A 15,892-nucleotide genomic window follows, 5' to 3' on the forward strand; every position below is an offset into this window, starting at 1 on the left:
CGCGGGGCTTTTTCGTTGGTGGCACTCGAGGGCGAGGCATATCAGGTGGCGACTTCGGCCGTTACGCCCCAGGTGCCCGCCAGCCCCGCATGCGGGGCCGTCGGTTGTCAGAACAGGTCGATGGGCGCCGATTCGTCCGCCGGAAGCGGGCTGCCGGGTACCCCGAGGTTGGGGTCCAGTTCACCCATGGACGGCGGCGTGTCCTCGCTCTTGAACATCTCGTAGAACGCGCTGGCCGCCCCGGGCGGTGCCACTCGGCCGCTCACCGGGTCGATGCGCAGGGTCAGGATGCCGTCGGGTTCGGGCTGGGTATGGGGCGGCTTGTCCTTCAGGGCCGCGCTCATGTAGTCCATCCAGATCGGCAGCGCTACCGTGCCACCGTACTCGTTGCGGCCCAGGCTCTCGGGCTGGTCGAAGCCGGTCCAGACCGTGGTGATGTAGTCGGCGTTGTAGCCGGAGAACCAGCTGTCCTTGGACTCGTTGGTGGTGCCGGTCTTGCCGGCGATGTCGCTGCGGTTCATCGCCAGCGCGCGGCGCCCGGTGCCGCGCTTGATCACGTCCTGCAGCATGCTGGTGAGGATGTAGGTGGTGCGGGGGTCGACGATGCGTTCCGCGGCGGCGGGCTCGATGCTCGGCCCTTCCTGGCCGGCCTGCGCCACCTCTTCCGGGTCCAGCTCGCCGGGCGGCGGTGCGTCGTGGGGGACGCTGGGCGGGTTAGCGATGTAGAGGGTCTTGCCTTCGCGGCTTTCGATGCGCTGCACCAGGTAGGGCTGCACCTTGTAGCCGCCATTGGCGAAGGTGCTCCAGCCCCCGGCGATCTCCAGCGGGGTGAGGGTCGCGGTGCCCAGGGCCATGGACAGGTTGTGGGGCAGCTCCTGCTTGTTGAAGCCGAAGCGGCTGATGTAGTCCACCGCGTAGTCGATGCCCAGCGCCTGGAGGAGGCGGATCGACACCAGGTTGCGGGACTTGTACAGCGCTTCCCGCAGGCGGATCGGGCCGAGGAAGGTGTTGTTGTCGTTTTTTGGTCGCCAGACCTTGTCCGAGTTGTAATCGTCGACGAATACGATGGGTGCGTCGTTGACCAGGCTCGCTGCGGTGTAGCCGCGATCCAGGGCTGCGGCGTAGAGGAACGGCTTGAAGCTGGAACCGGGTTGGCGCTTGGCCTGGGCCGCACGGTTGTAGTTGCTCTGCTCGAAGGAGAAGCCACCCACCAGGGCGCGGATGGCGCCATCGCGGGGGTCGAGGGAGACCAGGGCGCTCTGGGCGGCGGGGACCTGCGAGAAGCGCAGGCTGCCATCCTCCATCCGCTGCACCCGCACCAAGTCGCCCACCTGCACCACGTCGGCGGGCTTCTGCGGTCGCGGACCGAGGCTGTTGGTGTTCAGGTAGGGACGGGCCCACTTCATGCTGTCCCAGGGGATGGTTTCTTCCTGGCCGCTGCGGGTCAGGGCCAGCACACCGCTCTTCTCCACCTGGGTCACCACGGCCGGCTCCAGGCTGCCGATGGGGCGCTGCTTCGCCAGCTCCTGCAGCCAGGCTTCGCGGGTCATGCCCGGGAAGCGGGTTTCCGGGCCGCGGTAGCCGTGGCGCTGGTCATAGGCCAGCAGCCCGGAACGGACGGCGGTGTTGGCCGATTCCTGCAGGTCGCTCGGCACCGTGGTGGTCACCCGGAAGCCTTCGGTGTAGGCATCGCTGCCATAGCGGCCGACCATCTCGGCCCGGGCCATTTCGGCGATGTATGGGGCGCTGAGCTCGGGCGTGGGCACGTGGTAGCTGGCGTCGATCGGCTCGGCGATGGCCGTGTCGTAGCGGGCCTGGTCGATCTTGCCGAGCTTGTACATGCGGCCGAGAATCCAGTCGCGGCGCTCTTTGCTGCGCACCGGGTTGACCAGGGGGTTGTAGCGGGACGGGGCCTTGGGCAGGCCGGCGATCATGGCCATCTGCGCCAGGCTGACGTCGCGGATCGACTTGCCGTAGTACACCTGGGCCGCGGCCTCGATGCCGTAGGCGCGGTTGCCCAGGTAGATCTTGTTCACGTAGAGCTCGAGGATCTCGTCCTTGCTCAGCTCCCGTTCGATCTGCAGGGCCAGGAGGATTTCGGTGAGCTTGCGGGAAAAGCTGCGCTCGCTGGTGAGGAAGAAGTTCTTCGCCACCTGCATGGTGATGGTGCTGCCGCCCGACTGAATGTGGCCGCTTTTCAATAATTGAGTGGCAGCGCGCATCAGGCTGCTCAGATCGACGCCATAATGGTTGGCGAAATTGTCGTCTTCCGCCGACAGGAGCGCCTGAATGAACTCCGGGGGGATGTCCGCGAAGCGGATCGGAGAGCGGCGCATCTCGCCGAATTCCGCGATCAGCTTGTTATCGCTGCTATATATGCGCAACGGGATCTGCAACTGGATGCGCCGCAGCGATTCGACGGACGGCAGGGCCGGACTGAGATAGAGATAAGCTCCGCTGAAACTGAGCAATAGCCCACAAAAAACGGCAACAAGAGACCACCAGAAAAACTTCAGCAGGCGCATTGGATTTGATGGATTTCCAGATAAAAGAATGGGTTAAGCGGAAGGCAATGCTAAAAGGGAAAAACTGTTCACATTATAAGCGGTTTTTTTGCCGGGGAGCCATTTGCGCTTCTGTCAAGACTGTTATTTAATGTGGAAAAACATAAACCATCCGTAAGTTACGGATGCGGATAGGAAAAACGGTCGTGCTAGGGCTCTTCAATAAGAAAGCGAATACGCTGCTGGGGATCGACATCAGCTCGACCTCTGTAAAGCTACTTGAATTGAGTCGCTCCGGAAGCCGCTACAAGGTGGAGGCTTACGCCGTGGAGCCGCTCCCGCCGAACGCGGTGGTCGAGAAGAACATCATCGAGCTGGAGGGGGTCGGCCAGGCGCTCAGCCGCGTGCTGGCGAAATCCAAGTCCGGCGTGAAGACCGCGGCGGTGGCCGTCGCCGGCTCGGCGGTCATCACCAAGACCATCGAGATGGAGTCCGGCCTGTCCGATGACGAGCTGGAAACCCAGTTGAAGATCGAGGCCGACCAGTACATTCCCTACCCCCTGGAAGAGGTCGCTATCGACTTCGAAGTTCAGGGCGTTTCCGCGCGCAACCCGGAGCGCGTCGAAGTCCTTCTGGCCGCCTGCCGCAAGGAAAACGTCGAAGTGCGCGAAGCCGCGCTGGCCCTGGCCGGCTTGACCGCCAAGGTCGTGGACGTCGAGGCGTATGCGCTGGAGCGCGCCTACGGACTGCTGTCCGACCACCTGGGTGGACACCAGGACGAATTGACCGTGGCGGTGGTGGACATCGGTGCCACCATGACCACCCTCAGCGTGCTGCACAACGGCCGCACCATCTACACCCGCGAACAACTGTTCGGCGGCCGTCAGCTGACCGAGGAAATCCAGCGGCGCTATGGGCTGTCGGTGGACGAGGCAGGCCTGGCGAAGAAACAAGGCGGCCTCCCGGATGACTACGACAGCGAGGTCCTGTTGCCGTTCAAGGAGGCCGTCGTTCAGCAGGTCTCCCGTTCGCTGCAGTTCTTCTTCGCGGCCGGGCAGTACAACGATGTGGACTACATCCTGCTGGCGGGCGGTACCGCCTCGATTCCCGATCTGGATCGCCTGATCCAGCAGAAGATCGGAACCCCCACTCAGGTCGCGAACCCGTTCGCCGACATGGCGCTGAGCGGTAAGGTCAATGCCGGTGCGCTGGCCAGCGATGCGCCCTCGCTGATGATCGCCTGCGGCCTGGCGATGAGGAGTTTCGACTGATGGCGCGTATCAACCTATTACCCTGGCGCGAACAGCTGCGTGAAGAGCGCAAGCAGCGCTTTCTCGTCACTCTGGCCGGGGTTGTCATCGTCGCCGCGGGCGTGGTGTTCCTGGGCGACCAGTACCTGAATGGCGCCATCGAGAACCAAGTGGCCCGCAATGACTTCATCCGCAAGGAAATCGCCGTCCTCGATGCCCGCATCAAGGAGATCAGCGAACTGAAGACCAAGCGCCAGCAGTTGCTGGAGCGGATGAAGATCATCCAGGACCTGCAAGGTAACCGGCCCATCATCGGCCGGGTGTTCGACCAACTGGTGCGTACGCTGCCCGATGGCGTCTATTTCACCAGCCTGAAAATGCTCGGCAACAACATCACCATCGACGGCGCCGCCGAATCCAACAGCCGGGTTTCCAACCTCATGCGCAACCTGGATGCATCGGATTGGCTGGAAGCGCCCACCCTGGTGGGTGTGAAGGCTGTGACGGCGGGCGAGGTCGACCAGGCTAACGTGTTCCAGTTGACCGTACGTCAGACCCAGCCTTCGGTTGAAGTAGAAGGGGCCAAGAAATGAGCCTGGCGAAGTCCTTTGGCGGTTTGCGAGAGGTCAAGCTCTCCGAGCTCGACCTGAATAACATCGGTTCCTGGCCGGCGGCCGTGCGGGCCATAGCGTGCCTGCTGGTACTGGTGATCATCATTGCCCTTGGCTACAACTTCCACCTGAAAGAGCTGCAGGAACAGCTGGAGCAGCAACAGAGCGAAGAGCAGACCCTGAAGCAGCAGTTCGAGGCGAAGGCCGCCCAGGCGACCAACCTGGAGGCCTACAAGGAACAGATGAAAGAAATGGAAAGCTCTTTCGGCGCCTTGCTGAAACAGCTGCCCAGCGATACCGAGGTCCCCGGCCTGCTGGAGGACATCACCCGTACCGGCCTCGGCAGCGGTCTGGAGTTCGAGGAAATCAAGCTTCAGCCGGAAGTTGCTCAGCAGTTCTACATTGAATTGCCGATCCAGATCTCGGTGGTCGGCGGTTACCACGACCTGGCGACCTTCGTCAGCGGCGTGGCCAGCCTCCCGCGGATCGTGACTCTGCATGATTTCGAGATCAAACCCGTCAGCCAGGACAGCACCACCAAGCTGCGCATGAGCATCCTGGCCAAGACTTACCGCTACAACGAGAAAGGGGTGCAGAAATGATCCGTACCCGATTCGTGGGCGGTGCGCTGGTGCTGTTGGCACTGGCTGGCTGCGATGCCAGTAGCGATTTCAACGACCTGCAGAGCTATATGGACGAAGTGCGGGCCCGGCCGAAGACGCCTATTGAGCCCCTGCCCAAGTTCATGCCGTACGAGGCATTCACCTACAGCGCGGCGTCGCTGAGGAGCCCGTTCCAGGCGCCGGTGAAGATCGACCTGAGCCACCCGCAGAAGGGCAACAAGGTCGTCAAACCGGACGAGACCCGGGTCAAGCAGTTCCTCGAAGGGTTCAACATCGAGGTCTTCGAGATGGTGGGTACGCTCTCCAACGAGAATGGCGTATTCGCCCTGGTGCGCGGCGCGGGAGGCGTGCACCGGGTGAAGGTAGGCGATTACCTGGGGCGCAACGATGGTCGGATCACCGCCATCACCCCCGGCGAGATCAGCGTGGTGGAAATCGTGCCCGATGGCGAAGGCGGATGGCTCGAGCGTCCCCGCAGCATCACCTTGAAGGAGCGCTCCTGACGGGGCGCGGGGAATGAACATGAAGAAGAATGAACGATCTGCACAACGGAACCGGGCAATGAAACGATCCTTTTCGCTTTTGGGTATTTCGATCCTGTCGACGATCGTGTCGCCTGCCCTGCTGGCCGCCACGCTCAACGCGATGGACGTCGCGTCCCTGCCCGGCGACCGGGTGGAGCTCAAGCTGACCTTCGACGAGCCCGTGGGTACGCCCCGTGGCTACAGCATCGAGCAGCCGGCGCGGATCGCCCTGGATCTGCCCGGGGTTTCCAGCAAGCTGGGCACCAAGAACCGCGAACTGGGCATGGGCAATGCCCGCAGCGTGACCGTGGTGGAGGCCAAGGACCGTACCCGCCTGATCGTCAACCTTTCGGCCCTGGCGCCCTACAGCACCCGGGTAGAGGGCAATAACCTCTACGTCGTGGTGGGCGGACCCGGCAAGGGCGGCTCCAGCGTCGCGCCGCCCCAGACCGCCGCCGTATCGGCGCCCGCTGTCGCACGGCCGGCACCAGTTGCGCCCAAGCCCTATGTCGCGGCCAGCAAGTCGATTCGCAACATCGACTTCCAGCGAGGCGAACAGGGCGAAGGCAACGTGGTGATCGAGCTGTCTGATTCCGCCATCGCGCCGGACATCCAGGAACAGGGCGGCAAGATCCGTATGGACTTCGGCAAGGTGGAATTGCCGGAATCGCTGCGAGTCAAGCTGGAGGTTAAGGACTTCGCCACGCCGGTGCAGTACGTCAGCGCCAGCAGCGAGGGCGGTCGCTCGATCCTGACCATCGAGCCGACCGGCTACTACGATTACCTCGCCTTCCAGACCGACAACAAGCTCACCCTGAGCGTCAAGCCGCTGGCCAAGGAAGATGTCGAGAAGCAGCGTGCCGAGCGCTTCGCCTACAACGGCGAGAAGCTCTCTCTGAACTTCCAGGACATCGATGTGCGCTCCGTGCTGCAGTTGATCGCCGACTTCACCGATCTCAACTTGGTGGCGAGCGACTCGGTGAATGGCAACATCACACTGCGCCTGCAGAACGTGCCTTGGGACCAGGCACTCGATCTGGTCCTGAAGACCAAGGGCCTGGACAAGCGCAAGGTAGGCAACGTGCTGCTGGTCGCCCCGGCCGATGAGATTGCTGCGCGCGAGCGCCAGGAACTGGAATCCAGCAAGCAATTGCAGGAACTGGCGCCCCTTCACCGGCAGATCATCCGCATCAGCTACGCAAAGGCATCTGATATCGTCAAGCTCTTCGAACAGGAAAACGAAGCGGTGACGTCTGAAAAGGCTGAGAAACAATCCTGGGGCCTGGGCCGCGGCTCGATGATCGGTGACGACCGCTCCAATAGCCTGATCGTGTACGAAACCCAAGAGAAACTCGATGAAATCATGCGTATTGTTGCGCAGTTGGACATTCCTGTACGCCAGGTGATGATCGAGGCGCGCATCGTAGAAGCCAACGTCGACTACGACAAAAGCCTCGGGGTGCGCTGGGGTGGCTCGTTCGGTAAAGGCAATTGGCGTGGATTCGGCAAGGATGGCAACGTTGGTATCAAGGACGAGGATGGCAGCAACTGCGGACCCTTCGCTGGACGGTGCACACTGCCTGTTACCGGCACGGGCAGCAGCCCTACGCCATTCGTCGACCTGGGTGCAGCCAACAGCACCTCTGGCCTAGGCATCGGCTTCATCACCAACAACCTAATCCTCGATCTGCAACTGTCAGCCATGGAGAAGAGCGGCAACGGCGAGATCGTCTCCCAGCCCAAGGTGGTGACTTCCGACAAGCAGACCGCGAAAATCCTGAAAGGCGCCGAGATTCCCTACCGCGAGGCCAGCTCCAGCGGTGCGGCCACCGTATCCTTTAAGGAGGCGGCGCTGTCCCTCGAAGTGACGCCCCAGATCACCCCGGACAACCGAGTGATCATGGAGGTCAAGGTGACCAAGGATGCGCCGGACTTCGCCAATGCGCTGGACGGCACGCCGCCGATCAACAAGAACGAGGTCAATGCCAACGTGCTGGTTTCCGATGGCGAAACCATCGTGATCGGTGGTGTGTTCACCAACCAGCAGACGTCGTCGGTGGAGAAGGTACCGTTCCTGGGTGACCTGCCGTTCGTGGGCCGGATCTTCAAGCGCGACATCGTGCAGGACAAGAAGAACGAGCTGTTGGTCTTCCTCACGCCACGCATCATGAACAACCAGGCTATCGCGGTGGGTCGCTGATCGGTGCTGAACCTGATCCTGGTGGGCCCGATGGGTGCGGGAAAGAGCACCATCGGGCGGCTGTTGGCCAAGGAGCTGCGCCTGCCGTTCAAGGATTCGGACAAGGAAATCGAACAGCGCACCGGCGCCAATATCCCCTGGATCTTCGATGTCGAGGGCGAGCAGGGCTTCCGGGACCGCGAGGAGGCCATGCTTGCGGAGCTGTGCGAACTGGAAGGAATGGTCCTGGCCACTGGCGGCGGCGCGGTACTGCGCGACGCCAATCGCCGGACCCTGTACGGAGGAGGGCGGGTGATCTACCTGCACACCTCGGTGGAGCAGCAGATCGACCGCACCGCCCGTGATCGCAACCGGCCCTTGCTGCGCTCCAGCGACCCGGGTCGGGTGCTGCGCGACCTGATGGCGATTCGCGATCCGCTGTACCGGGAAATCGCCGACGTCGTCATCGAGACCGACGAGCGACCCCCTCGCTTGGTGGTGCAGGAAATCCTCCAGCGCCTGCAAGCCCTCCCGCCCCGTTAAAGCGGGCCCCGTTCTGCGTTATCCTACCGCCCTTCTCTATCCGGGGGCTCTCATGCGGACACTCAAGGTCGATCTCGGCGAGCGCAGTTATCCCATCTTCATCGGTGCGGACCTGCTGACCGATGCCAGCCGCTTCCTGCCCTACATCGCTGGCCGGCAGGTCGCCATCGTCACCAACGAAACCGTGGCGCCGCTCTACCTGGAGCGCCTGAGCCAGACGCTCAGGGAGCGCACCATGACCGCCATCGTGCTGCCCGACGGCGAAGCCTTCAAGAACTGGGAAACCCTGCAGTTGATTTTCGATGGCCTACTGCAGGCGCGGCATGACCGCCGCACCACCGTCATTGCCTTGGGCGGCGGGGTCATCGGCGACATGGCCGGCTTCGCCGCCGCCTGTTACCAGCGCGGCGTTGATTTCATCCAGGTGCCGACCACGCTGCTGTCCCAGGTGGATTCGTCGGTGGGGGGCAAGACCGGCATCAACCACCCGCTGGGCAAGAACATGGTGGGCGCCTTTTACCAGCCCAAGGCGGTAGTGATCGACACCACTACCCTAGCAACGCTGCCGCCCCGCGAACTCGCCGCCGGCCTGGCCGAAGTGATCAAGTACGGGCTGATCTGCGACGAACCGTTCCTCGCCTGGCTGGAGCAGAAGATGGACCGGCTGCTGGCGCTGGACGCCGAAGCGCTGACCGAGGCCATCGAGCGCTCCTGCCAGGCCAAGGCGCGGGTCGTGGGCGCCGACGAGCGGGAGTCGGGCCTGCGCGCCATCCTCAATTTGGGCCACACCTTCGGTCACGCCATCGAGACCCACATGGGCTATGGCGTCTGGCTGCACGGCGAGGCAGTGGCCGCCGGTACCGTGATGGCCCTGGAGATGTCGACCCGCCTGGGGTGGATCAGCCCCGCGGAACGCGATCGCGGCATCCGCCTGTTGCAACGCGCCGGCCTTCCCGTTGTCCCTCCTGGGGGCATGGGGCCGGAGCACTTCCTGGAACACATGGCAGTGGACAAGAAGGTGCTGGACGGCCAGTTGCGCCTGGTTCTGCTCAACCGCCCGGGAGAAGCCGTGATCACGGCCGACTACCCGCGTGACGTTTTGGATGCGACGCTGCGGGCCGATTACCGCGCCCTGGCCGCACAGCTCGGAGAGTAACGAAAGTCCCATGACCACTCTGCATGCCGACGAGGCCTTCCTCGGTCACTACCAGTTCACCCACGATCCGTTCGCGCCGCGGGTGCCGGGCTTCAAGTTCTTCCCCGCGCAGCGCAAGCCGGTGCTCGGCCAGCTGCACCACCTGGCTCGCTACAGCCAGCTGGTACTGGTGGTCACCGGGCCTGAGGGCAGTGGCAAGACTCTGCTGCGCCAAGCCCTGGTGGCCAGCACCAACAAGCAGGCGGTGCAGAGCGTGGTCCTCTCCGCCCGCAGCGCCGCCGAGGGCGGAGGCCTGCTACGGCAGGTGGCGCAGAACCTGAACATCGCCCAGGCGGATGTGCGTTCGATCCTCGCCCAGACCGAGCAACTGGCCCTCACCGGCCAGGAGGTCTACCTGCTGGTGGACGATGCCGAGGACCTGGACGAGGCATCGCTCCAGGCCCTGCTGGCCCTCGCAGCCGGTAGCGCGGAAGGACGGCCGCACATCTTCCTGTTCGCCGACTCGTCGATCATGCCCAGCCTCGACCGCCTTTCCGACGGCGAGGAGCGCTTCCACGTCATCGAGCTGCAACCGTATACCGAGGAAGAGACCCGGGATTACCTGGCTCAGCGCCTGGCGGGCGCCGGTCAGGGTATCGAGTTGTTGAACGCCGAGCAGATCGCCGACATTCACCTGCAATCCGAGGGCTGGCCCGGGACGATCAACCAGGTGGCACGGGAAACCATGATCGAGGCGATGCTGGCCGAACGTGGTGCCGCCCGTCGCAAGGGGTTCGCACTGCCCCGGAAGCACCTGCTGGCCCTGGCCGTGGTGGCCGTGGGCGTGGGGGCCGCCTGGTTCATGCAGGGGCGCACCGGCGGCGACAAGGCGCCCGCGCCGACCACGGCCGAGTTGCCCCTCGGCCAGTCCGCTCCGGCCACTGGCGCCCCGACGGACGCCGCGGCGCCGGCTGCCCAGCCCGCCACCCCTGGCAGCAGCCAGCCGTTGCCGCTGCCCCCGGGGCAGCCGGTGGTGCGCGAACCTCTGGCCCAGGCCGCTGGCCAGGGCGAGCCGGAAGACCCGCCCGGCAGCCAGCCGCTGAGCAACCCCACGCCGCCCACCGTCACCACCATGGCGCCGCCCGCTGGTGCGGTCGCCAGCGCCCCGCCGGCCCCGGCACAGCCCATCAGTCCGGCGCCTGCACCCGTGCCGACTCCGGCGCCTGCGGCAGCCCCGAAACCGACGCCCGCACCCGCTCCGGCGCCTACCACTGCTGCGGTCACGCCGCCGGCCCCGGCCAATGCCCCGGCTGCCAAGCCAGCCACGCCGGTGGCACCGTCGACTCCCATTGCCGCGGCGCCCAAGCCGGCACAGAACGCGGCCAAGCCCGTCCCTGCGGCCAAGCCCAAGGAGACCAAGCCCACCTCGGTCGCCAGCGCGCCAGCCGCTTCCTCAGGCAGCACTGCAGGTGCCGGCGGCGAGTGGTACCGTGCCCAGAGCGCCGGGAACTTCGCCCTGCAGATTCTCGGTACTCGCGCCGAGAGCAGCGCCAAGGCGTTCGTCCAGCAGAACGGGGGCGACTACCGCTACTTCAAGAAGATGCACCAGGGGCAGCCGCTCTACGTAGTGACCTACGGCAACTTCGCCAACCGCAACGCCGCCCAGGCTGCGGTCAAGGCACTACCCGCCAAGGTCCAGGCCGGGAAGCCCTGGCCACGCACCTTCGGCAGCATCCAGCAGGATATCGCCCAGTCCCGTTAGGGGCTGGTGCGGTCCATGACTCGCCAGTCGCTAGCATGACCTCTCGGTCTTATCCTTCTTTTTAGCGACATAAAAATTCATAGGTACGTCACTGAAATTTGTGACGGCCCCCTCGCCTATGTACAATGGCCTCCCTTTGCCTGCGCAAAAGCCGGCGCTTCGTCCTGCGCTCAGGTAAGCCTATGTATTAAAAGTAATTAGCCTTCCTAAAAGGCAGTCTGGTGAGAGTTCCCTATGAAAGCAGGTCTGTACCATCCTGATGAGTTCAAGGATAACTGCGGCTTCGGTCTGATCGCCCATATGCAGGGTAAAGCGAGCCATCACCTGCTGCAGACCGCCATCGAAGCCCTGACCTGCATGACCCACCGCGGCGGCATCAACGCCGACGGCAAGACCGGGGACGGGTGTGGCCTGCTGATGCAGAAGCCCGATGCGTTCCTGCGGGCGATTGCCCAGGAGCAGTTTTCCAAGGCGCTGCCCGCCCAGTACGCGGTGGGCATGGTGTTCTTCAACCAGGACCCGGAACGCGCCGAGCGCGCCCGCGAGCACATGAACCGGGAGATCCTCGCCGCCGGCCTCGACCTGGTGGGCTGGCGCCCGGTCCCCTTCGACACCTCGGTGCTGGGCCAGCTGGCCCTGGAGCGCCTGCCGCGCATCGAGCAGGTGTTCATCGGCGGCGAAGGCCTGAGCGACCAGCAGTTCGCGGTCAAGCTGTTCAGTGCCCGGCGCCGCTCCTCGGTGGCCAACGCCGACGACACCGACCACTACATCTGCAGCTTTTCCCACAAGACCATCATCTACAAGGGCCTGATGATGCCGGCGGACCTCGCCGCGTTCTATCCGGACCTGGGCGATCCGCGCCTGCAGACCGCCATCTGCGTGTTCCACCAGCGCTTCTCCACCAACACCCTGCCGAAATGGCCGCTGGCGCAGCCGTTCCGCTTCCTCGCCCACAACGGCGAGATCAACACCATCACCGGCAACCGCAACTGGGCCCAGGCGCGCCGCAGCAAGTTCGCCAACGAGCTGCTGCCGGACCTGGACGACCTCGGCCCGCTGGTGAACCGCGTCGGTTCCGACTCGTCCAGCATGGACAACATGCTCGAGCTGATGGTGACCGGCGGCATCGACCTGTTCCGCGGCGTGCGCATGATCATTCCGCCGGCCTGGCAGAACGTCGAGACCATGGACGCCGACCTGCGCGGTTTCTACGAATACAACTCCATGCACATGGAGCCCTGGGACGGCCCCGCCGGGGTGGTGCTGACCGATGGCCGCCACGCCGTCTGCCTGCTGGACCGCAACGGCCTGCGCCCGGCGCGCTGGGTGACCACCCGCAACGGCTACATCACCCTGGCGTCGGAGATCGGCGTGTGGGACTACCAGCCGGAGGACGTCATCGCCAAGGGCCGCGTCGGCCCGGGGCAGATTCTCGCGGTGGACACCGAGACCGGCCAGGTGCTGACCTCCGACGACATCGACAGCCGCCTGAAGTCGCGCCACCCCTACAAGCAATGGCTGCGCAAGAATGCCCTGCGCATCCGCGCCACCATGGACGACGACCACGGCGTGGCCAGCTACGACGGCGAGCAGCTCAAGCAGTACATGAAGATGTTCCAGGTCACCTTCGAGGAGCGTGACCAGGTGCTGCGCCCCCTGGGTGAGCAGGGCCAGGAAGCCGTGGGCTCCATGGGCGACGATACCCCCATGGCGGTGCTGTCGCGGCGCGTGCGGTCCCCCTACGACTACTTCCGTCAACAGTTCGCCCAGGTCACCAACCCGCCCATCGACCCGCTGCGCGAAGCCATCGTGATGTCCCTGGAGACCTGCCTGGGCGCCGAGCGCAACGTCTTCGAGGAAACCGCCGACCACGCCAACCGGGCGATCCTCAGCACCCCGGTGGTATCGCCGGCCAAGTGGCGCACGGTGATGACCCTGGAGCGCCCCGGCTTCGAGCGCCAGGTCATCGACCTCAACTACGACGAGGCCCTCGGCCTCGAGGCGGCGGTGCGCAACATCGCCGACCAGGCGGAAGAAGCGGTGCGCGGTGGCAAGGTACTGCTGATCCTCACCGATCGCCACATCGCCCCCGGCAAGCTGCCGGCCCATGCTGCACTGGCCGTCGGCGCGGTGCACCACCGCCTGGTGGAGAAGGGTCTGCGCTGCGACTGCAACATCCTGGTGGAGACCGCCACCGCCCGCGACCCGCACCACTTCGCGGTGCTGCTGGGCTTCGGCGCCACCGCCGTCTACCCGTTCCTCGCCTACGAGGTGCTGGCTGACCTGATCCGTACCGGCGAGGTGCTGGGCGACCTCTACGAGGTGTTCAAGCACTACCGCAAGGGCATCACCAAGGGCCTGCTGAAGATTCTCTCGAAGATGGGCATCTCCACCATCGCCTCCTACCGCGGCGCCCAGCTGTTCGAGGCCGTGGGCCTGGCGGAAGAGGTGGTGGACCTGAGCTTCCGCGGCGTGGTCAGCCGGATCAAGGGTGCGCGCTTCGTCGACCTGGAGAACGAGCAGAAGCTACTGGCCGTCGAGGTCTGGAGCAGCCGCAAGCCGATCCAGCAGGGCGGCCTGCTGAAGTTCGTCTACGGTGGCGAGTACCACGCCTACAACCCGGACGTGGTGAACACCCTGCAGGCCGCCGTGCAGCAGGGCAGCTATGAGCGCTTCAAGGAATACACCGCCCTGGTGGACAACCGGCCGGTGTCGATGCTGCGCGACCTGCTCCAGGTGAAGACCGCCACCCAGCCGCTGCCGCTGGACGAGGTGGAACCCCTGGAGGCGATCTTCAAGCGCTTCGACGCCGCCGGCATTTCCCTCGGCGCCCTGTCGCCAGAGGCCCACGAGGCCCTGGCCGAGGCGATGAACCGCCTGGGCGGGCGCTCCAACTCCGGCGAGGGCGGCGAGGACCCGGCGCGCTACGGCACGCTGAAGAGCTCGAAGATCAAGCAGGTGGCCACCGGCCGTTTCGGCGTCACCCCGGAGTACCTGGTCAACGCCGAAGTGCTGCAGATCAAGGTGGCCCAGGGGGCCAAGCCCGGGGAGGGCGGCCAGCTGCCCGGCGGCAAGGTCAACGGCCTGATCGCCCGGCTGCGCTATGCGGTGCCCGGCGTCACCCTGATCTCGCCGCCGCCGCACCATGACATCTACTCCATCGAGGACCTGGCGCAGCTGATCTATGACCTCAAGCAGGTCAACCCCCAGGCCCTGGTGTCGGTGAAGCTGGTGGCGGAAGCCGGGGTCGGCACCATCGCCGCCGGCGTGGCCAAGGCCTACGCCGACCTCATCACCATCTCCGGCTACGACGGCGGCACCGGCGCCTCGCCGCTGACCTCCATCAAGTACGCCGGCGCGCCCTGGGAACTGGGCCTCGCCGAGACCCACCAGACCCTGCGCGGCAACGACCTGCGGGGCAAGGTGCGGGTGCAGACCGACGGTGGCCTGAAGACCGGCCTGGACGTGGTCAAGGCGGCCATCCTCGGCGCCGAGAGCTTCGGCTTCGGCACCGCGCCGATGATCGCCCTGGGCTGCAAGTACTTGCGCATCTGCCACCTGAACAACTGCGCCACCGGCGTCGCCACCCAGAACGACAAGCTGCGCAAGGACCACTTCATCGGCACGGTGGAGATGGTCACCAACTTCTTCACCTACATCGCCGAAGAAACCCGCGAATGGCTGGCGCGCCTCGGCGTGCGCAGCCTGGGCGAGCTGATCGGCCGCACCGACCTGCTGCAGCTGCTGCCCGGCGAGACCGAGAAGCAGGGCTACCTGGACCTCTCGCCGCTGCTGGGCAGCGACCGCATCCCGGCGGACAAGCCGCAGTTCTGCGAAGTGGAGCGGAACCCGCCCTTTGACCCCGGCCTGCTGGCCGAGAAAATGGTGGAGCTGGCACGGCCGGCCATCGCCGATGCCTGTGGCGCCGAGTTCGCCCTGGATATCTGCAACTGCGACCGGTCCATCGGCGCCCGGGTGTCCGGCGAGATCGCCCGGGTGCACGGCAACCAGGGCATGGCCCGCGCACCCATCACCTTCCGCTTCAAGGGCACCGCCGGGCAGAGCTTCGGCGTGTGGAACGCCGGCGGCCTCAACCTCTACCTGGAAGGCGATGCCAACGACTACGTGGGCAAGGGCATGACCGGTGGCCGCGTGGTGATCACCCCGCCCGCGGGCAGCCCGTTCCGCACCCAGGACACCGCCATCGTCGGCAACACCTGCCTGTACGGCGCCACCGGCGGCACCCTGTACGCCGCCGGCACCGCCGGCGAGCGCTTCGCGGTACGCAACTCCGGCGCCCACGCGGTGGTGGAAGGCACCGGCGATCACTGCTGCGAATACATGACCGGCGGTTTCGTCTGCGTGCTGGGGCGGACCGGCTACAACTTCGGTTCCGGCATGACCGGCGGCTTTGCCTACGTCCTCGACCTGGACAACAGCTTCGTCGACCGGGTGAACCACGAACTGGTGGAAATCCAGCGCATCAGCAACGAGGCCATGGAGTCCTACCGCAGCCACCTGGAGCGGGTACTCGCCGAGTACGTCCAGGAGACCGGCAGCGAGTGGGGCCGGACCCTGTGGGAGAACCTGGACGACTACGTGCGCCGCTTCTGGCTGGTGAAGCCGAAGGCCGCGAACCTCGCGTCGCTGTTGACCAGCACCCGGGCCAACCCCCAATAAGCAGCGCCAGGCGGCGGGCCGACCCCAGCGGCGGCCCGCCCCGCACACCGTGATTGTCTTGCAGCTGCAGCCGGCGGCTCG

The 15,892-nt window shown here is 65.2% G+C and carries 10 protein-coding genes; 9 read left to right on the forward strand and 1 reads right to left on the reverse strand.

What is annotated here, in order from left to right; translation table 11 throughout:
* Positions 1-107: 107 nt before the first annotated feature.
* Entirely contained in the window at positions 108-2,525 is a 2,418-nt protein-coding gene (locus FM069_RS11895) for a penicillin-binding protein 1A (protein WP_143488546.1), read from the reverse strand.
* 185 nt (positions 2,526-2,710) lie between these two features.
* Here FM069_RS11895 and FM069_RS11900 point away from each other — a divergent pair, with 185 nt between their 5' ends.
* The 9 genes from FM069_RS11900 to gltB all read left to right on the forward strand — a co-directional run bounded on the left by FM069_RS11900 (position 2,711) and on the right by gltB (position 15,811).
* Positions 2,711-3,775 (forward strand): pilus assembly protein PilM, encoded by a 1,065-nt coding sequence (locus FM069_RS11900; RefSeq protein WP_143488548.1) that lies wholly within the window; start codon positions 2,711-2,713, stop codon positions 3,773-3,775.
* The gene (locus FM069_RS11905; protein WP_143488550.1) at positions 3,775-4,347 is read left to right on the forward strand and encodes a PilN domain-containing protein; all 573 of its coding nucleotides are present in this window, start codon (positions 3,775-3,777) and stop codon (positions 4,345-4,347) included. The genes FM069_RS11900 and FM069_RS11905 overlap by 1 nt, the downstream gene beginning before the upstream one ends.
* Positions 4,344-4,967: a type 4a pilus biogenesis protein PilO gene (gene pilO, locus FM069_RS11910; protein ID WP_143488551.1), complete on the forward strand. Its 624-nt coding sequence runs from the start codon at positions 4,344-4,346 to the stop codon at positions 4,965-4,967. The genes FM069_RS11905 and pilO overlap by 4 nt, the downstream gene beginning before the upstream one ends.
* Entirely contained in the window at positions 4,964-5,491 is a 528-nt protein-coding gene (gene pilP, locus FM069_RS11915) for a type 4a pilus biogenesis lipoprotein PilP (protein WP_407681577.1), read from the forward strand. Before pilO ends, pilP begins: the two co-directional genes overlap by 4 nt.
* 58 nt (positions 5,492-5,549) lie before the next feature.
* Positions 5,550-7,712, forward strand: coding sequence for a type IV pilus secretin PilQ (gene pilQ / locus FM069_RS11920; RefSeq protein ID WP_143488624.1), 2,163 nt, complete (start codon positions 5,550-5,552; stop codon positions 7,710-7,712).
* 3 nt (positions 7,713-7,715) lie between these two features.
* Positions 7,716-8,234: a shikimate kinase AroK gene (aroK, locus tag FM069_RS11925; protein ID WP_143488553.1), complete on the forward strand. Its 519-nt coding sequence runs from the start codon at positions 7,716-7,718 to the stop codon at positions 8,232-8,234.
* Between the two features lie 52 nt (positions 8,235-8,286).
* Positions 8,287-9,390, forward strand: coding sequence for a 3-dehydroquinate synthase (gene aroB, locus FM069_RS11930; RefSeq protein ID WP_143488555.1), 1,104 nt, complete (start codon positions 8,287-8,289; stop codon positions 9,388-9,390).
* Between the two features lie 10 nt (positions 9,391-9,400).
* Entirely contained in the window at positions 9,401-11,131 is a 1,731-nt protein-coding gene (locus tag FM069_RS11935) for an SPOR domain-containing protein (RefSeq protein ID WP_143488557.1), read from the forward strand.
* Positions 11,132-11,365: 234 nt separating this feature from the next.
* The gene (gene gltB, locus FM069_RS11940; protein ID WP_143488559.1) at positions 11,366-15,811 is read left to right on the forward strand and encodes a glutamate synthase large subunit; all 4,446 of its coding nucleotides are present in this window, start codon (positions 11,366-11,368) and stop codon (positions 15,809-15,811) included.
* Positions 15,812-15,892: the final 81 nt, after the last annotated feature.

It is taken from the genome of Pseudomonas mangiferae (assembly GCF_007109405.1).
GTDB classification, from domain to species: Bacteria; Pseudomonadota; Gammaproteobacteria; order Pseudomonadales; family Pseudomonadaceae; genus Pseudomonas_T; species Pseudomonas_T mangiferae.

Bases quoted from the DNA above. Each gene is read 5' to 3' on its own strand.
- FM069_RS11895 (WP_143488546.1), bottom strand. From the start codon at position 2,525: ATGCGCCTGCTGAAGTTTTTCTGGTGGTCTCTTGTTGCCGTTTTTTGT.
- FM069_RS11905 (WP_143488550.1), top strand. From the start codon at position 3,775: ATGGCGCGTATCAACCTATTACCCTGGCGCGAACAGCTGCGTGAAGAG.
- pilO (WP_143488551.1), top strand. From the start codon at position 4,344: ATGAGCCTGGCGAAGTCCTTTGGCGGTTTGCGAGAGGTCAAGCTCTCC.
- pilP (WP_407681577.1), top strand. From the start codon at position 4,964: ATGATCCGTACCCGATTCGTGGGCGGTGCGCTGGTGCTGTTGGCACTG.
- pilQ (WP_143488624.1), top strand. From the start codon at position 5,550: ATGAAACGATCCTTTTCGCTTTTGGGTATTTCGATCCTGTCGACGATC.
- aroB (WP_143488555.1), top strand. From the start codon at position 8,287: ATGCGGACACTCAAGGTCGATCTCGGCGAGCGCAGTTATCCCATCTTC.
- FM069_RS11935 (WP_143488557.1), top strand. From the start codon at position 9,401: ATGACCACTCTGCATGCCGACGAGGCCTTCCTCGGTCACTACCAGTTC.
- gltB (WP_143488559.1), top strand. From the start codon at position 11,366: ATGAAAGCAGGTCTGTACCATCCTGATGAGTTCAAGGATAACTGCGGC.